Here is a 21,984-nt window from a genome sequence, read left to right on the forward strand (position 1 = left end):
CACCTTCAAATCAGGAACGTGGGATGCCCTGATTGTCGATTGGATGCTGCCAGGGATGGACGGAGTAAGTATTTGCCGGAAAATTAGAGAAGAGAAATATACGGTGCCAATTATTATGTTGACTGCCAAAGATACAGAGTCTGACCAGGTACTTGGACTAGAGATGGGTGCCGATGATTATGTCACAAAGCCATTTAGCCCTCTTACGCTTATGGCGAGAATAAAAGCGGTAACACGGAGATATCAAACACAGATTACGAACCAAACAGATGATTTCCTGCATACCAATCATTTTAAAATAAGTAAAAACACCCGGGAAGTCCTTGTTGATGGAGCCCCTGTAACAAATCTTACTCCGAAAGAGTTTGATCTTTTATATTATATGGCGGAACACCCACGTCAGGTATTTTCTAGAGAGCAGCTCCTTGAGCGGGTTTGGGGATATCAATTTTACGGTGACGAGCGAACAGTAGATGTTCATATTAAGCGGCTGCGGAAAAAAGTAGAAACAAGCGCGCAGCCATTCTTCCACACCGTTTGGGGAGTAGGTTATAAATTTGATGAGTCGGCTCAAACAGATAAGAATTAACTATATTTTTCAACAATTTATCAGTCATATCAGTATCATCATCGTCGCATTTCTTGTTTTAAGTCTTTTGTTTGCCCATTATGTTGGGAATTTAGTGTATGAAAATAAGGCAGATGAATTGATGACTTACGGAAAAGCAATTATTTCCGATATTGATCGAAATCCACATCTCACAGAGCAAGTTATCAATCAATATAGTAACGTATTTCGATCAAGAAAAATTAGTTTTAGTATGTTTGATCAAGATGCAATTCTTTATGCGGTTGGCAGAGGTGGACCAGCTATAGAGTTAAACCCATCGGAGTGGGAAAAAATCAAAAGCGGTAAAACGATAATCGTCCAAAGTGATTATAAACGTTTTGATCAAGGGGTTACTTTTGTCGTCTTGCCTTATATAGATAATGGTAACTTTATTGGCGGAATCTTATTAACCTCGCCTATCAGTGGTTCAAGTGACATGATTCGCCAAGTGAATCAATTCTTAATCTATACAATTTTGATTGCCCTTGGTGTTTCATTTTTTCTGAGCTGGCTGCTATCAAAGATCCATGTGAACCGAATAAAGCGTCTTCGTGAAGCAACATCATTAGTTTCAGCAGGAGATTACCATGTACATTTGCCGTCCTCCACTTTTGACGAGATTGGGGAATTGGCCAATGATTTTAACCATATGGTAAAAAAAATAAATCACTCGATGGAAGAAATTGAAAGCTTAGAAAATCGCAGACGGCAATTCATGGCGGATGTTTCCCATGAAATGCGGACACCGTTAACGACAATTAGTGGGGTAATTGAGGGTTTAAAAAACGACATGATTCCTGAAGAAGATAAGGAACGAGGCATCAACTTGGTGAGTCAGGAAGCGAAGCGATTGATTCGTCTCGTTAATGAAAACCTTGATTACGAAAAAATAAGGTCGAATCAAATTCAACTATATCGGGAAGATATCCAGCTTTTAGAACTGCTTGAAATTATTCAGGAGCAATTGGCATCACAAGCAGGGGAGAAAAATGTTCAAATCCATGTGGAGGCAGACGAGGACGTGATGGTCAATGCTGATTATGACAGACTTGTTCAGATTCTCATTAATATCACGAAGAATAGCATACAATTTACTTCCGATGGGACGATTTGGCTCAGGGGAAGAAGCGGACAAAATGAGACCATCATCGAAGTAGAAGATACGGGCATTGGTATCGATCCAAGTGAAGTTGAAAATATCTGGCGCCGCTTTTATAAAGCAGAAATATCAAGGACAAGTAACCCCTATGGTGCTTTTGGTTTAGGATTATCGATTGTAAAGCAGCTCGTTCTACTCCATAACGGAGAGATTGATGTACAAAGTGAAAAAGGAAAAGGAACCAAATTTACCATTCGATTAAAACACTAAAGCAGCAGGGACTTGATTTCTTGCTGTTTTTTATGATATTTTTCTTAAAAATTTCCATTTCCCGTTATAGTTTGTTAACAGTTTTTTCATATTTGTGGGCTAAATTATAGATAAGAGAATAAATTGCAAAAATTTCTGTGTAAAGGAGAAGAAAGAGTATGAATTATAAAGATGAATTTGATAAGGAAAATGAGAATTACACTCAAAACTCATCAGACGAAGTTTCAGACTCCAAGCCTATTGAAGAAAAAGTCATTGATAACAAGCAAGAAGTAACAAACAACCATGATACCAATCTAGAAGTATCAAACAACCATGATACCAATCCAGAAGTATCTGAATCTACAACCCATCATGTTGAGGAATTTGAGCAGGAATCAATAATGATATCAAGCGAACCAGAACCTGAAAGTAAAGAGGTAGTGGAAACAGAAGCTCCGCTCCTACCAACCAATCGTGTCGAGCTAAAAAACAATTCTAAGGGGAAAAAGAAAAAGGTAAAAGCTTTTACCTCCATGATAGCAGCAGGGGTAGTGGGTTCAGTATTGACGCTAACGGTTTTACCCTATACCAACTACATGGATCAGTTCGGCAATGTGGAAAGTCAGTCAAATGGAATCGCTTTGCAAAAAACAAATCCCGAAGTAAATACAGTAACAGCACAACCAACTTCTGCAAAATCAACTTCATCAATTGCTGATACAGTTGAGCATTTGTCAAAAACGATCGTTGGGGTTGTCAATTACCGGCAGCAGCAAAGCCGTGGCTTTTACGGAAGTAATTCTTCTCAAAGTGTCGAAAGTGGTACGGGATCGGGAGTTATTTTTCAAAAAAATAATGACATTGCCTACATTGTTACCAATAACCACGTTGTAGAGGGTGCGACAAAACTAGAGGTATCTCTATATAACGGAGAAAAGGTAAGTGCAGAAATTGTTGGCACGGACGCTTTAACAGATTTGGCAGTTATAAAAATCGATAGTAAACATGTGGAGGCGATAGCCCAGTTTGGTGATTCCTCAACAATTCGACCTGGGGATGAAGTGTATGCCATCGGGAACCCACTTGGACTGAATTTTTCAAGAACTGTTACCCAAGGAATCATTAGTGCGGTCAATAGGAGTATTGCTGTTTCTACCTCAGCGGGAAATTGGGAAACAAATGTTATTCAAACCGATGCAGCCATTAATCCTGGAAATAGTGGCGGTGCTTTAATTAACCCAGAAGGTTTAGTTATTGGCATTAACAGCTTGAAAATTTCCGAGAGCGGTGTTGAGGGGCTAGGTTTTGCAATCCCAAGTAATGACCTTATTCCCATTGTGAATGAGTTAATTGACAAAGGAAAGGTTGAGCGGCCATATCTTGGAGTGGGACTTGCTGATTTAGCGGAAGTGCCGCAATTATATTGGGAGAACCTTCCTGAAAGTGTGAAAGAAGGAGTAATGATTACAGCAGTTGAACCAAATTCAGCCGCTGCTAATGGAGGAATTGAAGCGCAAGATGTGATTGTATCCATGAATGACACGAAAATCGCCAACTCCTCAGAGTTAAGAAAATACTTGTACTCTGATGCAAAAAACGGCGATGAAATCAAATTTGGAGTCTACCGCGATGGAAAACTTATTACAGTAAACGTCAAGTTGGCGAAATAATCTAAGGGAGTAATCAAACGAATGGCTTTTATGAATGAAAAAAAGAAAATGGTTTCAATCATTGCAGTACTATTAATTGCAATCGGAGTATTTCTAAGTTTAGCACTAACAAAGGACAAGGCCGTTGCCAAAATAAACGGCGAAGCCATTAGTAAAGACGAGCTTTACGATGAAATGGTAAAACAATATGGTCCAGTTACTGTTGAGAAAATCATTTCAGATAAAATTGTTGCATTAGAAGCAAAAAAGCAAAAGATTAGCATTTCAGATGCGGATTTAAATGCAGAAGTGGATAAATTAAAAGAATCTTACGGTGGCGAAGATGTTTTTAATCAGATGCTTAAATCAAATAATACTTCGCTAAATGCTCTCAAAGAGGATCTGGAAAATTATTTAACTTTACGTAAACTACTTGAACCACAAATCGAGATTACTGATGAAGAATTAAAGACATATTTTGATGAAAATAAGGATTCATTTGGTGAAACCGAACAAGTGAATGCAAGCCATATTCTAGTCGAGGATGAAGCAACTGCAAATGACATCAAACAAAAGTTAACAAATGGAGCTGATTTCGCAGAACTAGCTAAGGAATTTTCAACCGATGAGGGTTCAAAGGACAATGGCGGTCAGCTCGGCTTTTTCCCAAAAGGAACAATGGTAACAGAATTTGAGGATGTAGCCTTTTCGTTACCAGTTAATCAAATTAGTGACCCAGTAAAGTCTGATTTTGGGTATCATATTATTAAAGTAGAAGAAAAAAAGGAAGCAAAAGAAGCAAGTTATGAGGACAGTAAAGCAGATATAAAAGAAACCTTGATCAATCAAAAAATGGGAACTGAATACTCCACTTGGCTTGAAAAAAAGAAAAAGGATTATGATATCGAAAATTCCCTTGCAAGTGTAGTCGGATAATTCTCGTCTTGAGGTGAATATGGTGAATCAGGTCGGAAGATATGCAGCAAGTGATGAAGTTGATAATATCGAACTGATGAAAATGGTCATGGAACTTCCTGAAAAAGACAAAATGCTTATGTGGTCACAAGGGTATATTGATTTAGTTATTGAAAAACTGCCTGAGTATGCTCGTGATATTTTGGGGAACCGAATACAAAAATGGGAGGATACGAAAGCTTACTATCAAGACCAAGTGGAAAAGATACTAAATGATGATGTATTTAAAAAACAAGCAAAGGGTGAACGGAAGCAGTTTGCCCTTTTTGTCATGGAGCATTACCGAGAATTGCAGTCCTTATTATTTGCGGCCTATGATGGAAAAATTAAAGAAGAGGATTTTAGGAAATTTGTCTACAGGAGACGGTTTAGCGGAAGGAAAAAGTATCTTCATTAAAGGTCTTCCCGAGGTTAAATTAGTAACCTTTAGATTAGTCAGAAAAAATAGACTTGCAATGTCTATCAGAAAAAATTACAATGAATGTATCTTGTATTGAAACGGAGGTGTAAGGAGATGGTTTGTTCTATTTTTGTACGCGTACAGTGGCTTAAAGCGCTATATTTGTGCCGTGCAATTTTTCATGATGTAGTTTTCCAAGGGAGAAGTCTGCCCTTTTTTCAAAGCTGCAAATTGAATATAGAACAATAACACATCTCTTTACCCATTATTAAAAATAGGTTGAAAGAGGGTGCATTTTTAGCACTCTTTTTTCATGCCATTTTTTCCAAGAAGCGGGTATCTATAGATGCCTGCTTTTTTACGTTAGGGAGAGTGTTCAAAAAAAGGAGAATGAACACATGATCGTATGTAGTGTTAACCATATAGCAAAATCGTTCGGTGCTACTATTATTTTTGAAGATTTATCATTTGAGGTTCACGAAGGGAATCGGGTTGGCTTAGTTGGGAGAAATGGTAGCGGTAAAACCACTTTATTAAAATTGCTTGCTAATCAAGAAAGTGTTGATGGTGGAGTGTTGCATTGGAAAAAGGGTCTGAAAATCGGCTATCTAGCCCAAATTCCCGATTATCGGGACTTAACTGTCAAAGAAGTCTTAAAATCTGCATTTGAGCAATTAGTGGAGACCGAAGCGAAACTTCAGCAATTAGAGGTTGAGATGGGGCAAGAGCTCGCTCCAAACTATTTACAAAGGTTAATGGATCAATATGGGAAGCTTCAAGATGATTTCATTCTAAACGGCGGATATGAAATGGATGCCCAAATGGACCGTGTTTCACATGGTTTAAACATCACGGATCTTATCGATAAACCCTTTTCGCTGTTAAGCGGCGGTGAAAAAACGAAGGTCGGTCTGGCGTTAAGCTTATTAAAGAAGCCTGATCTTTTATTATTGGATGAACCAACCAACCATTTAGACTTAATGGCGATTGAGTGGTTAGGTACATTCCTCAAGGAATATTCAGGCACAATTATTTTGATTTCCCATGATCGTTATTTTTTAGATGAAGTAGTGACAAAGGTACTTGATATGGAGGATGGCGAAATAGAGCTATACCACACCAATTTCAGTGGCTTTGTGACAGAGAAGGAAGATCGGTTGCTGCGGGAGTTCCAGGAATATCAGGAGCAGCAGCGGAAAATTAAAAAAATGAAGGAAGCGATTAAACGGCTTCGGGATTGGGCCAATCGCGCAAACCCACCGAGTGCATCGCTTCATAAGCGAGCGACGAATATGCAGCGGGCGCTTGACCGAATTGAAAAACTAGATCGCCCAAAGCTTGAAGTGAAGAAAATGGCGATTGATTTTGAATCAAATGACCGCAGCGGCAAGGATGTCATCAAGCTTGAGGATGTCTCGAAGAGCTTTAGCACCAAGGCGCTTTTTGAAAATGTAGATATGCTGATTCAGTACAAGGATCGGGCAGCGATTGTCGGTGAAAACGGAACGGGAAAATCAACTTTACTAAAGATGATTCTTCGCGAGTGTGAAAGTGATACAGGAATCGTAAAGGTTGGAAGCAATGTGAAAATCGGCTATCTTTCACAACATGTATTCAATACCATTGGAGATGAAAAAGTAATCGATGTTTTCCGTTCAGAAGTAATAGTAAATGAAAGGGAAGCACGACATATTTTAGCGAGGTTTTTATTTTACGGACCAGCGGTTTTCCGAAAGGTTAACCAATTGAGCGGTGGAGAAAGAATGCGGTTGCGACTTGCACAGCTGATGTATCAGGATATTAATCTTCTGATTCTAGATGAACCGACCAATCACCTTGATATTGATTCGTGTGAAGTTTTAGAGGAAGCACTTGAACAATTTAATGGGACGATTTTGGCAGTGTCACATGACCGTTATTTTCTCAATAAATTGTTTACTAAAATTTATTGGCTTCAGAATGGAACGATTCACTTCTTTGATGGTAATTATGATTGGGCAAAAGGAAAATTAAGTGCTGTAAAGGTGGAACGGATTGAGCAAAAAGAAGACCCGATAAAGGTAGATATGCCAAAAGTTGTTATTGCCCCTCGTAAGGCAGTAGATATCGAACAAAAGCTTGAGGAGCTGGAGGAGCAAATTCTTTTATTGAAGCAGCAGATGGAAACAGAATTAGAACTTGAAACACTTCAAGAACACTTCACCCAATTAGAGCAAATGGAAATGGAAAGGGAACGTTTATATATGCAGCTGGATGACGTGGTTTAAGCTTTTATCCCCAAGAGAAAAACTCTTGGGGATTTTTTTATTAGGTTCGATTTCATTTCCAAAGGTTTAGAAAGTGGTAGAGAGTTGCTTAGAGAAGCGTTTGATTTAGGGATTACTCACTTTGATACATTTAAATTGCATGGAGCTGTAAAACACGGCTCCATTTATTTTGCTTTCCGAAAGATTCAGCATTCATTATAATTAGGTATATTAAAAATTAAGGTTGGTATCTTATGGATAGATTTTCGGTAAAGCAACTAATTTTTCTCCTATCGGTAACTTTAGCAGGTGTAAGCTGGTCAGTGGTATTTCACCAACCGCTTGTGATTGGGTTTCTGCCAGGTTATCTCATTCTAGCTTTTCTTTCAAAACAGAATAAGCAATCGTTTAAACAAATCCTCCAAATTAGTTTAAGAGGAGTATATAAAACTAGAATTGTTATTTTCATCCTATTCCTAGTTAGTTTTTTACTTCCCTCTTGGTATTTGTCAGGGACAATCGCCCAAATGGTGAAAATTGCCCTTTCATTTATTCATCCAGACTATTTTTTTGTATTAACATTTGTTACTACGCTGGTTATTTCAATGCTCCTGGGTACAACAGTAGGTACGCTAAGTGCAATAGGAATTCCTATTTTGGGGACAGCTGTAATATTAGATTTACCGGCAGAGGTCGCAGCTGGGGCATTGGTTTCAGGGGCTTTCGTTGGAGACCGAACATCTCCTTTTTCGAGTGCACATCAGCTTTTAGCTCATACAATCGAATTACCGGTGAAAAAACAATGGAATGCGATGTTACCTACTACCATAATTGTGGTAATTATGTCTTTTATTTTCTATGGAGCTTTTGATTACGTCACTGCTTCTAAAATGAATCATGTCGTGCCATTGCAATGGGGAGAGCTTTCACTGATAAAATTTATTCCACCCCTTGTGTTGCTGCTTTTTGTTCTGTTTCGATTGAGCATTCTTTATGCTTTTCTGTCTAGTATACTTTGTGCGGCTATTATTACGATGTTAGAGGGGACGGGAATTTCTGAGATAGCCCAGGCTTTTTGGTTTGGCATTGAAGGCCTTGGCGGAGGCTTCCTTCATATGTATGAATTATTATTGTTTCTAGCCCTAGCAGGTGCATATAACGGTCTATTGGAGGAACTGAATGTCATCCAGCCTTATTTAGATAAATGGCTGCAACGTTCAACTTCCTTACCAAGTGACACGGTAAAAACCTTTTTAGCTACTCTCTTAATTAGTTTTATTGCAGCAAATCAAACGCTCCCGATTATTTTAACGGGAAGGTCATTTTTACCGCATTGGTCAAGGCAGTATGGGAAAACGGAGCTGGCTAGAGTGATGGGCGATACGACAATGCTTTTTCCTGGAATGGTGCCATGGAGTGTGCTCACGATCATGTGCAGTACAATAGTTGGAATTCCAATTCTGAAGTATTTGCCCTTTGCCATTTTTTTATGGTTTTTACCTCTAGTAACGCTAGGGGTTTCCTGGTTCAAACATGTCAAAAAATCAAAAGGAATCGTAGCTGTTTAAGGGAACGGGGTCTTATACTCTCCGTTTTTTTTGTTGTGAATGAACTCCTTTGTACAAACATATAAGTGGTAATATAGAACATTTTGGACAAGGGATGGTAGCATGCTGAAAAAATTAGTTGTAATCGGATTCGGAAGTACGATGATCGGTATTGGGGTGAACGGATTTATATTGCCCTTCCATTTAATTAACGGCGGTATGTTTGGAATAAGTATCGTTTTCAATTATCTGTGGCATTTTAGCATTGGTTTAACCTTTGTGTTTTTGAATATTCCTGTCTACCTCCTTGCGTATAAAACGGATTTTGACTATTTTTTCTATGGAATGATTGGTGCTGTTTTTTCAGGCTTCATGATGGAGTTATTACTACCCTTAAAAGGAGAATTTCATTTACCGATTATTAGTTCCGTGATCCTTGGAGGACTCATCGTGGGAACTGGTGTTGGGACTATGTTAAGGAATCAAATAAGTCCAGGCGGAATGGATCTGCTCGCTCTATTACTTTCAAAATGGACTAAGATTAACGTAGGTATTATTGCTTATGCAATTGATACTGTGATTATAATGTCGAGTCTTATACTTCTGCAGGAGCCTAGATTGCTATATTCATTGTTAATCGTATCGATTGTAGGATTGATCACAACCTTCCTGACCTCTTTACGGCCAATTCAATAAAATAACAGGTAAGAAGAGTATGTTCACGCTAATTTCACTTCTTTTTCAGAAAAACTTGCTATGATTATACTGAAGGAAATTTTTTGAAATGGAGTGGAAACCGTGAATATTTTGCTGGCTGAGGATGATGTACGGCTTGGGAAATTGATTACCCACTTACTACAAAAGGAATTTCATCGAGTTGACTGGGTAAAAGATGGGAGAGAAGCCTACCAATATGCTCGTCTGTCACACTATGATGTCATTATTTTAGACTGGATGCTGCCGGGTGAGAATGGACTATCTGTATGCAAAAAACTGCGCGAAAAAGGAATTCAAAGTGGAATTATATTTGTGACTGCAAAAGACGCAAACGATAATATCATATCTGGTTTAGATTCTGGGGCAGATGATTATATTGTGAAACCTTTTGAGTTTAACGAGCTATTAGCACGTATTCGGGCGATTAGCCGGAGAAAAGAAAAAAAGTTAGAAGATGTGATTAGAATTCACAATTTTATCCTTAATGTAACCATTCATGAACTTAAACGAAACGATGAGATTATTGAACTCTCTAAAAAAGAATATCAGCTGCTTGAACTTTTAATGCGAAATCACAATCAAGTTATCACAAGAGAAGTGCTATTTGAAAAACTATGGGGTTATGATACAGAAGTATCAGATAATGCTTTAGATGCGCTAGTTAAATTAGTAAGGAAGAAAATTGATCTTCCTGAGGGCAGGTCATTCATTCAAAATGTCAGAGGAATTGGTTATAAAGTGAGAATGAGCGATGTTTAACCAGGTCAAAACAAAGTTATCATTGTTATTTACTTTCTCAATACTCTGTCTGTTAATCCTTTTTATCCTTTTGTTATATTTTAATATTTCACATTTTATAAATGAAAAGGACAGGGATGAAATACAAACATTCTATAATAATGAAAAAATGGATTTTATTGAGGATTTATACGATAAAGATGACCATGGAATGGAGTTTGATCCAAATCGTACGGTTTTTTACTACGTATTCAATCAAGATGATAGGTTTATCCATGGGGAGGAGACAACTCAATCCCTATTTGGTTGGATTAGGGAAAATCCTTTATTTACAGGCGAATCATTTACAAAAAAGGCAGAGTGGAAACAGAAGCATTTCCTTGTTGTAAAACATCCACTAGTCACCGAAGGATATAAGCACGGATTTGTTATACTTGGCAAGGAAATAACAGCAGAAAAACACCTGATTCAGAACATCACGTGGCTGCTATTTGCTTTAACCATCCTCTTTAGCATATTATTTGCCTTTATGGGGTATTATCTTGCAGGACAAGCAATGAAACCAATTAAAATGGCTTTTTCAAAACAGGAAAAGTTTGTCTCGGATGCCTCCCATGAATTACGGACCCCGTTAAGTATTTTTTATAGCTCGATTGATGTATTAATTAGAGAAGAGAAAGAAAATTTAAGTGTCTATGGACAAGAAGTACTTCAGGATTTAAAAATTGAAGCAAGCCTCATGTATGACTTAATTAATAATTTATTAATGTTAGCCAGAAGTGATAAAAACCAATTAATAATGGAAAAAGACTATATTAACCTATCAAAATTAGTTTCATCCACATATAAAAGATTTATTAGAAAAAAACAAGACCATATTAGATTTGAACAACAAATTGAAAGTGAGGTATATCTTAATTGCGACGAAAATAGGATACAGCAATTGCTGTATATTTTATTGGACAATGCATTCCGTTATACCAATCAAGGCAGGGTTACAGTATCACTGAAATCAGAGAATGATAAAATACTCTTAACTGTTGAAGATACTGGCTGCGGCATTTCACAGACAGATATTCCTTATATTTTCGACCGTTTTTATCGCGCGGATTTGTCGAGGGAAAAAGGTGGTTCCGGTTTGGGACTATCCATTGCAAAAACAATAGTCGAGGCTCATGGGGGGGGAATTAGTGTCAGCAGCATAGAGGGCGAGGGTAGTATATTTACAATAAGTTTTAAAAAATAAACGGCAGTAACTCGCTGCCGTTTATTTGATTTGTTTAAGTAGCTCGTTGCTTTTTTGCTTATGAAGACTTACATATTCCAAGTAGCGAACAAATCCGAAGACAATGAGCAGTGATCCTCCTAAAGCATATAAAACTAAAGCCCAAGCTTCAGAGGAATCTGTCCCGATTCCGATACCATGAATAAACATCATAATCCATGCCGGAATAACAGCAAAGTGCAAGTTTTTCCACTTCTTTTTACCCAGATGCTTGATGAAAAAATCAGAGGAACCAATCACAAGGAAGAATAGAAAGAACGATAGGGTTCCTAGTCCAGAATAGATTGATTCATTTTCTACATAAAAAGGAAGGAGAACTTCTTTCAGCGAATAGGGAACATATTGGTCCTGCCAAATTAAAACCATATGAAAAAATATCGTAAGCAATCCGTACCAACCGCTAACTTGGTGAAGGGAAATAAGTTTGACTTTATTCTTTTTCATGATGGATAGGGAACTGCAAAGTCCTAAAAGAAGTGAAAAAGTCATCAGATAATACGCCAAAAATCCCGATACGCGAATGAATGTCCAAGCGCTAAAATATACGTTCACGGCTTTAAATCTCCTTTATTCATTGATGATTTTTCCATCATCCGTTATCAAAAGTAAGGAATGAACGGGAATCTGTTCCTTTACTTTATGACTTTCTACCATTAGACAAAGCTTTGCAGCGACTTCTGCATCTAAACAATTGCCGGTAATTGCAGTCGCTTGAATGATATTACTCTCAACAGGTAATCCAGTCCTGCCATTTAAAACATGGTGTTTTTTTTGATTACCTTGGGTCCAGCTGCGGAATATCACATTCGATGTAGCGATACTGGCATTTTTTAATCGGAATTGTGCGATTTCTAAATTATGTTTATAAGGATGTGAAACCCCAATTCTCCATTCTTTCTGTCCATTCGACCAAACCGTTAAGTCGCCGCCGCCATCGACAATACCCGAGGTTGAGTTACCGAAATGTTTTAACCAGTTGGCAGCTGCCTGCACTGTATACCCTTTGCCAATGCCTCCTAAATCAATTTTTCCTTCAGAAATTCTTTTAATAGTCCTAGTAAAAGAATCAAATTGGAAGGGTGACCCCTCCTCGTTGTAAACATTCGGCATACCTGTATTTACCTTTTTACTCGTAGTAAATGGAAAGGAATGCTGGTAACCATGATACTCTAGTTGGGGCAATAAATAGGGCGAAAAAAGTCCGGTTGATTTCTCTCGGTAAAATCCAGCTTTATCGAGGACATCGAACAATGGGGGAGATAAAGCCATTGTTTCGCCAATTGGCAGCTTATTTACCATTCCCAATTCATTATCCGAATTGAAGCGGGACCACTCCCTGTCAACATAGTTAATCCATCCAAAAATCACTTCCTTCCAATTGCTGAATTTACAATCTGAAACGGCAATATAGAAGGTAGAATTCATGGCCTCCATGGTTAGAATATCGAGTCCATTACGTTCTTCGAGTTTGGCGGTCACTTTCCACAACACCTTTCATACTGACCATTCCATTTATTGTATAGTTAGTCCAATCTAGTTGTACTAATTCTTTTTCCTCGTTACTCATTGTGTTCATAACTGCCTTATCCACAGATAATTCGGTATCAGCTGGTTGATTAGCCGCAATTTGGCTGAATACAAATGCAGATAGTGCAGTTCCTGTCAGACCAATGATCCACTTGGGACTTTTTGATTTTCCCATCCTTACCAACTCCTTTCAATTTCTTTTAAGATGATTATTTGGTTGGTTGAATCCCAGGAAACACGGTAGCTAAGTGCATTTGCAGCAACTGAGATTGGCAGGTAAATAGAATCTTCATAAACGGCAGCTTCACTTGGCATAGGTTGTTTCACCCTGTTTTCGAAAACCGCATTTGATCCTGCTCTGACAATCAGCTCCGCATTGCCCTTCTTTAAAATCACGATTTTACTCTTAGGATAGTAGATTGATTCAGCTTCTACCAAATTGGCAAAGTCATTTACGGATACAAGTAACTGCCCATTTTTAGGGATAGTATATAAACGTACATTCCTATTTTCAATGGAAAAGGTTAAATCGGATGGCTCTGTAATTGGCAAAACATTTTCTGTATTATTACTCGGCTCCCTTGACCAAATATTCCAGAACTCCTCTGACTGCTGACTTTTAAATTGGGTTAGTTCAGAACCCGCCCGCTCATAATCTGACTCATAATCCTCCTCATCTTCATCATGATCACGACCTTCGTCATCACCATACTCCTCGTAAACTTCATGTTTTTCGTCATCATCATCATCGGCAAAAACGTTTGTACCAATTGAAATGAAAATACCTGCTGTTAGTAGAAAAACAATGAATATTATCCAATGCTTTTTCATGAGACAAATCCTCCTTTGACTTTTAATTGCAGTTTAGACCACTACTCTGAAAAAAGACTGAAAACAATGTGATAAAATAGAACCAATCGTAATTTTTACAAATGCATGATAAAAGGAGAAAATCTCATGAAACTAGTCCGTGATCATATAAAGGCTGAATTAACTATCCTATTTGTTGGATTTAATCCTAGTATTCGTTCTAGTGAAACAGGAAACCATTTCGCTAATCCCAATAATCGGTTTTGGAGGATATTATATGAAGCAGGTTTAACCCCACGAAAATATGAAGCGGCTGAAGACTCCAAATTATTGGAGCTGGGAATGGGGATTACAAACATTGTTGCTAGACCAACTAAGGCTGCAGATGAAATTACAAGCGAAGAATATAAGGAAGGTAAGGAAATTCTACGTAAAAAAATAGAGTTACATACTCCGAAAATCGTTTGTTTTGTAGGAAAGGGCGTTTATCAGCAATATAGTGGAAGCAAGAACGTTCCGTGGGGGAGACAAGAAGAGGCAGTTGTGCCTGGAACGATTGACTTTGTTGCACCATCTTCGAGCGGTCTTGTCAGAATGAAGGTAGAGGATATTGTTGAAATCTATAAGCAACTGCTAGAAATTAAATAAAAACGACGGTGACACTTACGTCACCGTCGATCATGCTTCAAACTTTCTCCGATAATGCGCCAGTGCTAGCAGAGGAAAGATATATCGGTAGCTGTGATAATGAATATAGAAGGCACCAGCCATTCCTTGTCCCATTGGGTAGGCAGTCGTCCAATCTTCTTTTTGTAAATTCCACATTAAATAGGAAATACCTTTTCTGATTTCAGGGGTGGGACTATTTGAAACACTAATCAGTGTATCGAGTGCCCATGCAGTGTGGGTCAAATTGCTCGCCTTAAGTGGGGTATATTTACCTTTACTATCACTATAACAGGATTCACCCCAGCCTCCATCCGCGTATTGAATTGTTCGTAGCCAGTTAGTTGCTTTTTCTATCGAAGGATCGCTGTTTGATACTCCAACTGCGGCTAACCCAGTTACTGCACCCCAAGTCCCGTAAATATAGCAAATACCCCATCTGCCATACCAAGAACCATCCAATTCTTGGTGGTCCACTAGCCATTTTACTGCCTTTTTTATCGTTTCATGTTCTTTGGGTACATTCGTATAGTTCCCTAAGAACTCGAGGGTCCGGCCAGTGATATCTGCACAAGATGGGTCGGTTAAGATAAACTCGGCTTTTTCAATTGGTAAAAACTCAAAAAGCTTTGTATCGGTATTTTTTTCAAAAGCAGCCCAGCCGCCATCATCATTTTGCATCGACAGTAACCAGTTAATCCCGCGATTCCATGCGTCTTGATTGGAACCGGTCATTCGCGAAAGTGATCTTAGTGTCGCTGTCGTATCATCGATGTCAGGATTAATCGTGTTTATATTTGAAAAACCCCAACCACCAGGCAAACTGTTAGGGTTATGAATAACCCAATCTCCGTATTTATCATGTTGTCGGTCTAATAAATATTGATTTGCGTGTAGAATCATTTTATCTTCTGGTAATATCCCAGCTTCTTGAAGCGCATACCCAATTAACGAGGTATTCCAAACATTTGCTGTCGTATATTGCATATGTGGCAGACCGTTGATTTCAGCTTTCATAGATTTAATTCCATTAACCGCAGTGGTAATAATAGGATCAGTTTTCTTATACCCTAGTGAAAGCAGAGCAAAAATCATTAAAAAGGTTGAGCTGTAGTAACTGTAAAACGTTCCATTTTTTTCAATATGATTTAACATATATTTTTTTGCCCGCTGGATCGCTAGTTTATGAAGATTCTGGGGCAAACCAATCAAATCCTTTACCCCTTCCTCAATAAAAGAAAAAAATGAGCGTACTTCATTCGAACGAATCCAGGTATCAGGATGATTTCGGCTAACAAATAAATTGGATAGGTCAGGACTTCTATCTGTTTTCCACGTAAATTTCTTATCTGCGAGAATCATCATCGGTGTAAGATTTGCTCTTCCATAAACCGAAAAGGAATAAAAGTTGATGGGGAAATTTAGTGGAAGTAAGATGATTTCAATCGGAAGAGGGGAGAATCTTGGCCATTTTAGTTGTCCAGTTAAAGACAACATTACCTTAGTAAACATACTAACCTCTTCGATACCGCCCTTGGATAAAATAAACTTTTTCGCTGCCTGAAGCCGATTATCCTTGTTCTCATAGTATCCAGAATACAGAAGAGCGTAATAGGATTCTACTGTGGCAGTGAGATTTCCTTCACGTTCATCATAAAAAAGCTTCCAGGCACCATTTTTTTCTTGCCTGGATAAAATCCTGCTAGCCAACCCCTTTATTAATTTCTCATCATTTATTTCCAATGTCCGTAATAAAATGATCATATAGGCATCTGTTGATAAACCAGTTTCGAAAGAATAAGTCCAAGAGCCATCGGGAGATTGATCCCTTCTCAACATTTCAACCAGCCAGTCAACGCCTTTACTTGTATCGATCATCGCAAGCGTTCATCCTCTCCCAATTGAATATTCTTATTTATACATATTCAGCAAGTAGAAGGAGAATTCTCGAGGGAGGTGATTGGTGTTTTTTTTATCAGAAGTAAGCAGAAAACGGCGATTGATACCATTAAGGATGAACTAAAGGCAAAATTAAATAACTCTGAAAGCCATTCGTTAACAAAAGAGGAGCAAGGTCTTTTAGAAAGGATTAAACGTGATACACGAGAACTTAACAAGAATAATATCAGTAGGACGAAGGCGTATTTGGATATTTATCAAAAACATCCCGAAATTCATTGGGCATTTTTAGGTCATATGGTATCAAGGAATGGCGGCTGGAACATGACCGATTTAAAGGGGGATTTTCTCACTCGTTTGCTTACTGAAAAAGAAAGGAATGATTACTTTACCTTCTTAGAACGTGGGAATTGGTTGATTTTTCAAGATGCCTATCCGCAGCTGTTACTTTACAGTGAAAGTTTAAAAAGGGGAAAGCCACTGTTTTACCTGCTGTCATTTTTAAACATTTCAATCTTTATGGATAGCATTTGGAATTATTTTTGGCGGAGACAGGATCCGTATATTCTTACTCTAGCTCTCATCATAAATGAACAAAATTATTTAGAGAAGAGGGTCATTCAAAATCAGATATATCAACAAGATGTTTTAGGAACCTTAGAATTTAAATTGCAGGATACCCTGTCTTTTAATCATATTTTGTTTCCTTATCGAAAAAAAAGTCTTGCTGGGCAAACCCTTCATCAGTTTCAATCCTTACATGAGCGGATTTTATTAGGAAAAAGATTGTACGCTGTTCTTTTTCAAAATAAAGATGCATTTGTAAAATGGGCAAAGGATCACCATCATACAGGTTCAAGAAAAGATTATTGGCCGCATATATTCAATAACGTGAATGAAGGAATTCCGGGAATTCCCTATCAACTACGCATGAACGCCTGCAAGCTGAAATGGGGTGCGAGAAGAATATATAGTCCAGATTTATTGTCTGTTTGGAAAAATGTTAAACATCAAGAAGCGGAAAAGGGAGATTGGTTTAGTGATTGGCAGGTTTTGGACTATCTCTCGAATCATAATGAAACACAAATTACCGGAGAGATTGAATATGAATACTGTAAAACGCTCGAAAGGCTTGAACTTGCCGCCTTGGCCAAAAAAGTCATTACCCTTTTTGATTAAAGAATTTGGCCCTACCGTTTTTTTGGCCATTTTGCTGGGTACTTGCTTGGATCTTTACTTTGTCGGCAAGAATTTGTACATGTTTCCGAAACGACCGTTTCCAGAGATATTTTCGTTTAATATTGGTTTTACTTTCATCGCTCTGCCCATTCTGGTTTTAGTCTTCATTAATATGATGAATCGGGTTACTAAATGGGGAAAAGTAGGTATTATTTTATTTCTCAGTTTATTAATGCCAATTATGGAAAGGTTATCGGAACTGTTTGGTCTATTTGAACACGCGAGTGAGTGGAAGCATATTTATAGCTTTTTTGGCTACCTGGTATTTTTATCGCTTATTTTTGTATTTTATCGTTTAACAAATAAAGAACATTAAAAAAGCCAAGACCGCAGTCTTGGCTTTTTGCAATGCCGCGTAAAGCGTCACTACGTACCCCTTCCGTCCGTACAGTGGTTAAGTGTCCCGCAACAAGCGAATGTTCGGAAGGGGTACTGTTATAATACCACAATATTGAAGTTTTAAACCAAGAAACTTTCTTTTCTGCGTTGGAAAGTGTATGATAAAAATGATTTTTTACATAAAGGAGATGTTCATGTTGGCAAAAAAAGGGCACATTCAAATGCAAAATGGAGAAAAAATCGAGTTTGAATTATATCCAAATGAAGCACCGGGTACAGTTGCAAACTTTGAAAAGTTAGCAAAAGATGGTTTTTACAATGGTTTAACCTTCCATCGCGTTATTCCTGGATTCGTTAGTCAAGGTGGCTGCCCTGAGGGTCGTGGGACTGGTGGTCCCGGCTACACGATTAAATGTGAAACACAAGGTAATCCGCACACTCATGTTCCAGGGTCATTATCAATGGCTCACGCTGGTAAAGATACAGGTGGCAGCCAATTCTTTATTGTTCATGAGTCTCAACCACATCTAAATGGAGTTCACACAGTTTTTGGTAAAGTGACTTCCGGTCTAGAAGCTGCAAAAGCCATGAGAAATGGCGATGTTATGGAAAAGGTTGAAGTATACGACGAATAGATTGCTTAGTAAGAAGGGCCTTGTAGGTCCTTTTTTTCATTTAATTACTTAAATCCATTCTCCCAGGGTAAATTAACGTAAAATCCATACAGGGAGGTTGTTATGAAAAAATTTGCTCTATTTTTAATCCCATTTCTATTGCTTTCTGCGCAGAATTCAGCGGTAGCTGAAAATAATGATCCTAAGCAGTTAAAGGCTTCCATTATTATTGATGACTTTGGTGGTGGAACAGGTGGAGTTAGAGATTTTCTTGAGGGGGTCGTCCCGATTACAGCTGCGGTCATGCCTTTCACAGAAAACTCTAGGGAACACGCGGAGTGGGCACATAAAAATGGAATTGAGGTAATCGTGCATTTACCCATGCAGCCGAAAAAGGGGAAACGCTCCTGGCTCGGTCCAAAGCCCATCACGGTCGACCTTTCGCCTAAAGAAGTAAAAAAACGAGTAGAGGAAGCGTTAAAATCAGTTCCTCATGCTGTCGGGATGAATAATCATATGGGCTCCTTAGCGGTTGAGGATGAGGATATCGTTAGAGTGATTGTTGAAGTTGCCAAGGAGAAGAAGCTATACATTATTGATAGCGGTACTAGCCCTAAATCTAAATTTCCAATAATCGCAAAGGAAATGAATGTGCCGATTTTGAAACGAGATGTTTTTCTTGATGATATATCTTCCGCCAATCATGTTAGAAAACAGATGAATAGGTTGGCAAAAATCACCGAGTTCTCTGGTAAAGGAATTGCTATTGGTCATGTAGGGGTAACTGGCAAGGTATGTTCAGTCGGAGTCTTTCAATCAATGGAAGAATTTGAAAAAAGAAATATCAAAATCGTGCCGGCCTCCCAGCTATTTTCAACAAAATTAACTGAACAATACCTTGTTCCATAACAAGGGGCAACATTCCAAAGATCGTTTCACTTTCTTTAGTTCTGGTCACATGATCTCCTTATGTGGCCACTTTTCCATCTCCCACTTGTGTGGGACAAATACCTTTGTGAACATAATAAATAGAAGCGTTTGAACAAATTGCTTTCCATTCAAATTCAATACTGTTAAAATGCTCCTATCAATCTATTAATAATAATAATTAATTGAGGATGGGATAAAAATGAAATTAGTTTCTTGGAATGTCAATGGGCTAAGGGCCTGTGTAAATAAAGGGTTTTTAGATTACTTTAAAGAAGTTAATGCAGATATTTTCTGTGTTCAGGAGACAAAGTTACAGGAAGGTCAAATAAACCTTGATCTAGATGGGTACCATCAATATTGGAATTACGCAGTGAAAAAGGGCTATTCAGGTACGGCTGTTTTCACAAAGGTTGAACCAATTTCTGTTCGGTATGGATTAGGGGATGAGGATTCACAAGATGAAGGACGAATTCTTACATTGGAGTTTGAAAGGTTTTATCTAGTCAATGTTTATACACCAAATTCTCAAAGAGATTTAGCGAGACTGGATTACCGGTTGGAATGGGAAGAACAAATCAAAGCTCACCTAAAAGAATTAGATATATTGAAGCCAGTTGTTTTATGTGGGGATTTAAATGTAGCCCATCAGGAAATCGACTTGAGAAATCCAAAATCAAATTTTGGGAATTCTGGATTCACAGTCGAAGAAAGAGGAAAGATGACTACATTGCTAGAGTCAGGATTCGTAGATAGCTATCGCCATTTTTATCCTGAAAAAGATGGAGCCTATACCTGGTGGTCCTATATGGCCAAGGTTCGCGAGCGAAATATCGGCTGGCGGATTGATTATTTTATTGTCTCTGAAAAACTTCGTGATTCCTTAATCGCTGCAGATATACATTGTGATGTCATGGGCAGTGATCATTGCCCGGTAGTAGTAGAATTTGAAATGTAAATCATAATAAGTTTTTCTTATGATGAATTATAAAAATCTCATAATTTTAATTATTAACTGGTTAGTTTAAATTAAGATTAAGAGGTGATTAGAATGGATATTAAAAAAGATGTTCAACAGCAATTTGGAAAGAATGCTGCATCATATGTTTCTAGTCCTATTCACAAAGATGGGAAAGATTTGTTGCAGATGGTCCAAATGGCTAAACTCAATGGACTGGAACATTTACTTGATATTGCCACTGGCGGTGGGCATACTGCAAATGCTTTTGCACCTTTAGTTAAAAAAATAACAGCGGTTGACCTGACTACAGAGATGTTGGTAGCAGCTGAAAACTTTATAGGAAAAAATGGTCATCGAAATGTGGAATTTGTTCAAGGTGATGCCGAAAAACTGCCTTTTGAAGATGAATCTTTTGATATTGTCACTTGCAGGATTGCTCCTCATCATTTTCCAAATGTCGATTTATTTATTAAAGAAGTACAACGGGTGCTAAAGCCAAAAGGACAATTTTTATTAGATGATAATGTTGTGCCAGAAAACAAAGAGTTTGATCAATTTTATAATACTATCGAAAAAATGCGTGATTACAGTCATTTTCGTGCCTGGAAAAAATCTGAATGGATTCAGAAACTTGAGGATAGCAGTTTAGAAATATATGAATGGCATCGGTTTGAGAAGACGTTTCATTTTGAATCTTGGTGCGCCAACATGAAACTATCAGAACCTGAAAAAGAAGACTTAAATAAATATATTCTTGAAGCTTCCCAAAAGATAAAGGATAAATTCAGGCTGGTTATCGAGAAGGAGAAGGTTTTTTCCTTTGTAGGGGAAGCAATCATTTTAAAAGCGATTAGAAGATAAGGAAAAGCCCAATGTACAAAAGAGGATATCTCCCTTCCATACATTGGGCTTTTTAAAATTCAAAGGGACTGTGGAGGTCATTTAATGCTGTACCGAATACATCGAATTCAGGTGATTTCTCACTAGTAATTAAGTTTTCTTCCTGACCAGTTTTGTTTGTGATCTTTTTGTCAGCGTCTTTTTTCTGGTTATGGCTCAAGGTAAATGCATCTCCTTTTATTTTTAATGGGAATAATTCATAATGTATTTTCTCCCATTAAAAAGGTTCCAAACCATTTTTTTATCTTTTCGGAAATTAAATAGGTTATATATCCCATGAACAGAGAATATTTAGTGACAAAAAATAGAGAAGATGAGGGTGAAGGATTAAATTTATTGTGGAAACATTTTAGTGTGATAGTTTTAATACCAAAAAAATACTTAAAATTTGTTGTTGATTTCTGTCGCAATTCGTTGTATCATTATCAATGTCGCTGATACGACGTAGCGAAATTAATACATGCGGGTGTGGCGGAATTGGCAGACGCACCAGACTTAGGATCTGGCGCCGCAAGGCGTGGGGGTTCGACTCCCTTCACCCGCACTTATGTTTTAAACATTATAATGCGGAAGTAGTTCAGTGG

General features: G+C 37.9%; 24 protein-coding genes and 1 tRNA gene. 19 read left to right on the forward strand and 6 right to left on the reverse strand.

Features of this window, described 5'->3' with window-relative positions:
* From V7124_RS25025 to V7124_RS25075, 11 genes are all read left to right on the forward strand, one after another.
* Nucleotides 1-589, forward strand: a 589-nt coding sequence (locus V7124_RS25025) for a response regulator transcription factor (RefSeq protein ID WP_335494406.1), incomplete at its 5' end; no start/stop codon positions are given.
* Nucleotides 561-1,979, forward strand: coding sequence for an ATP-binding protein (locus V7124_RS25030; RefSeq protein ID WP_420490600.1), 1,419 nt, complete (start codon nucleotides 561-563; stop codon nucleotides 1,977-1,979). The genes V7124_RS25025 and V7124_RS25030, both read left to right, overlap by 29 nt.
* A gap of 158 nt (nucleotides 1,980-2,137) precedes the next feature.
* Nucleotides 2,138-3,631: a S1C family serine protease gene (locus V7124_RS25035; protein ID WP_335494408.1), complete on the forward strand. Its 1,494-nt coding sequence runs from the start codon at nucleotides 2,138-2,140 to the stop codon at nucleotides 3,629-3,631.
* A 21-nt stretch (nucleotides 3,632-3,652) separates the two neighbouring features.
* Nucleotides 3,653-4,546, forward strand: a complete 894-nt coding sequence (locus V7124_RS25040; RefSeq protein ID WP_335494410.1) for a peptidylprolyl isomerase — start codon at nucleotides 3,653-3,655, stop codon at nucleotides 4,544-4,546.
* Between the two features lie 19 nt (nucleotides 4,547-4,565).
* On the forward strand, nucleotides 4,566-4,982 hold the full coding sequence (locus V7124_RS25045) for a hypothetical protein (protein ID WP_335416126.1): 417 nt from the start codon (nucleotides 4,566-4,568) through the stop codon (nucleotides 4,980-4,982).
* 117 nt (nucleotides 4,983-5,099) lie between these two features.
* Nucleotides 5,100-5,234 (forward strand): RAxF-45 family protein, encoded by a 135-nt coding sequence (locus tag V7124_RS25050; protein ID WP_335494412.1) that lies wholly within the window; start codon nucleotides 5,100-5,102, stop codon nucleotides 5,232-5,234.
* A 149-nt stretch (nucleotides 5,235-5,383) separates the two neighbouring features.
* Nucleotides 5,384-7,252 (forward strand): ribosomal protection-like ABC-F family protein, encoded by a 1,869-nt coding sequence (gene abc-f / locus V7124_RS25055; RefSeq protein WP_335494414.1) that lies wholly within the window; start codon nucleotides 5,384-5,386, stop codon nucleotides 7,250-7,252.
* Nucleotides 7,253-7,485: 233 nt separating this feature from the next.
* Nucleotides 7,486-8,799, forward strand: coding sequence for a Na+/H+ antiporter NhaC family protein (locus V7124_RS25060; RefSeq protein ID WP_335494416.1), 1,314 nt, complete (start codon nucleotides 7,486-7,488; stop codon nucleotides 8,797-8,799).
* 102 nt (nucleotides 8,800-8,901) lie between these two features.
* Nucleotides 8,902-9,474 carry a YitT family protein gene (locus tag V7124_RS25065; RefSeq protein WP_335494418.1) on the forward strand — a complete coding sequence of 191 codons (573 nt, stop codon included), beginning with the start codon at nucleotides 8,902-8,904 and terminating at the stop codon, nucleotides 9,472-9,474.
* 93 nt (nucleotides 9,475-9,567) lie between these two features.
* On the forward strand, nucleotides 9,568-10,254 hold the full coding sequence (locus V7124_RS25070) for a response regulator transcription factor (RefSeq protein WP_335494420.1): 687 nt from the start codon (nucleotides 9,568-9,570) through the stop codon (nucleotides 10,252-10,254).
* Nucleotides 10,247-11,479 (forward strand): sensor histidine kinase, encoded by a 1,233-nt coding sequence (locus tag V7124_RS25075; protein ID WP_335494423.1) that lies wholly within the window; start codon nucleotides 10,247-10,249, stop codon nucleotides 11,477-11,479. Before V7124_RS25070 ends, V7124_RS25075 begins: the two co-directional genes overlap by 8 nt.
* 21 nt (nucleotides 11,480-11,500) lie before the next feature.
* Here V7124_RS25075 and V7124_RS25080 read toward each other — a convergent pair whose 3' ends face one another.
* From V7124_RS25080 to V7124_RS25095, 4 genes are read right to left on the reverse strand one after another with little or no spacing between them, the layout of a single operon-like run.
* Nucleotides 11,501-12,070 carry a ferric reductase-like transmembrane domain-containing protein gene (locus V7124_RS25080; protein ID WP_335494425.1) on the reverse strand — a complete coding sequence of 190 codons (570 nt, stop codon included), beginning with the start codon at nucleotides 12,068-12,070 and terminating at the stop codon, nucleotides 11,501-11,503.
* A 15-nt stretch (nucleotides 12,071-12,085) separates the two neighbouring features.
* Entirely contained in the window at nucleotides 12,086-12,997 is a 912-nt protein-coding gene (locus V7124_RS25085; RefSeq protein WP_335494427.1) for an FAD:protein FMN transferase, read from the reverse strand.
* On the reverse strand, nucleotides 12,972-13,220 hold the full coding sequence (locus V7124_RS25090; protein WP_335494429.1) for a hypothetical protein: 249 nt from the start codon (nucleotides 13,218-13,220) through the stop codon (nucleotides 12,972-12,974). The genes V7124_RS25085 and V7124_RS25090 overlap by 26 nt, the downstream gene beginning before the upstream one ends.
* Before the next feature lie 2 nt (nucleotides 13,221-13,222).
* Nucleotides 13,223-13,876, reverse strand: coding sequence for a copper amine oxidase N-terminal domain-containing protein (locus V7124_RS25095; RefSeq protein WP_335494432.1), 654 nt, complete (start codon nucleotides 13,874-13,876; stop codon nucleotides 13,223-13,225).
* A 126-nt stretch (nucleotides 13,877-14,002) separates the two neighbouring features.
* On the opposite strand from V7124_RS25095, the gene V7124_RS25100 reads away from it, so the two are divergent.
* Nucleotides 14,003-14,503, forward strand: a complete 501-nt coding sequence (locus V7124_RS25100; RefSeq protein ID WP_335416153.1) for a mismatch-specific DNA-glycosylase — start codon at nucleotides 14,003-14,005, stop codon at nucleotides 14,501-14,503.
* 30 nt (nucleotides 14,504-14,533) lie between these two features.
* Here V7124_RS25100 and shc read toward each other — a convergent pair whose 3' ends face one another.
* A complete protein-coding gene (gene shc, locus V7124_RS25105) occupies nucleotides 14,534-16,399 on the reverse strand; it encodes a squalene--hopene cyclase (RefSeq protein WP_335494436.1) in 1,866 nt (621 codons plus the stop codon).
* 81 nt (nucleotides 16,400-16,480) lie between these two features.
* Here shc and V7124_RS25110 point away from each other — a divergent pair, with 81 nt between their 5' ends.
* The 6 genes from V7124_RS25110 (at nucleotide 16,481) to V7124_RS25135 (ending at nucleotide 21,361) form a co-directional block, all read left to right on the forward strand.
* Nucleotides 16,481-17,599, forward strand: a complete 1,119-nt coding sequence (locus tag V7124_RS25110) for a DUF2515 domain-containing protein (RefSeq protein ID WP_420490602.1) — start codon at nucleotides 16,481-16,483, stop codon at nucleotides 17,597-17,599.
* Nucleotides 17,526-17,975, forward strand: a complete 450-nt coding sequence (locus V7124_RS25115; protein WP_335494438.1) for a CBO0543 family protein — start codon at nucleotides 17,526-17,528, stop codon at nucleotides 17,973-17,975. Before V7124_RS25110 ends, V7124_RS25115 begins: the two co-directional genes overlap by 74 nt.
* A gap of 220 nt (nucleotides 17,976-18,195) precedes the next feature.
* Nucleotides 18,196-18,633 (forward strand): peptidylprolyl isomerase, encoded by a 438-nt coding sequence (locus V7124_RS25120; RefSeq protein ID WP_335416178.1) that lies wholly within the window; start codon nucleotides 18,196-18,198, stop codon nucleotides 18,631-18,633.
* A 102-nt stretch (nucleotides 18,634-18,735) separates the two neighbouring features.
* A complete protein-coding gene (locus tag V7124_RS25125; RefSeq protein WP_335494441.1) occupies nucleotides 18,736-19,521 on the forward strand; it encodes a divergent polysaccharide deacetylase family protein in 786 nt (261 codons plus the stop codon).
* Between the two features lie 220 nt (nucleotides 19,522-19,741).
* A complete protein-coding gene (locus tag V7124_RS25130) occupies nucleotides 19,742-20,497 on the forward strand; it encodes an exodeoxyribonuclease III (protein WP_335494443.1) in 756 nt (251 codons plus the stop codon).
* A 93-nt stretch (nucleotides 20,498-20,590) separates the two neighbouring features.
* Entirely contained in the window at nucleotides 20,591-21,361 is a 771-nt protein-coding gene (locus V7124_RS25135; RefSeq protein ID WP_335494446.1) for a class I SAM-dependent methyltransferase, read from the forward strand.
* A gap of 52 nt (nucleotides 21,362-21,413) precedes the next feature.
* On the opposite strand, the gene V7124_RS25140 is transcribed toward V7124_RS25135, so the two are convergent.
* Nucleotides 21,414-21,560, reverse strand: coding sequence for a hypothetical protein (locus tag V7124_RS25140; RefSeq protein ID WP_335416169.1), 147 nt, complete (start codon nucleotides 21,558-21,560; stop codon nucleotides 21,414-21,416).
* Nucleotides 21,561-21,862: 302 nt separating this feature from the next.
* Between V7124_RS25140 and V7124_RS25145 the strand changes: the two genes are divergently transcribed.
* A tRNA-Leu gene (locus V7124_RS25145) sits at nucleotides 21,863-21,944 on the forward strand.
* Nucleotides 21,945-21,984: the final 40 nt, after the last annotated feature.

Origin of the sequence: Neobacillus niacini (assembly GCF_036961885.1) — a bacterium.
In the GTDB taxonomy this organism is placed as follows: domain Bacteria; phylum Bacillota; class Bacilli; order Bacillales; family Cytobacillaceae; genus Neobacillus; species Neobacillus niacini_H.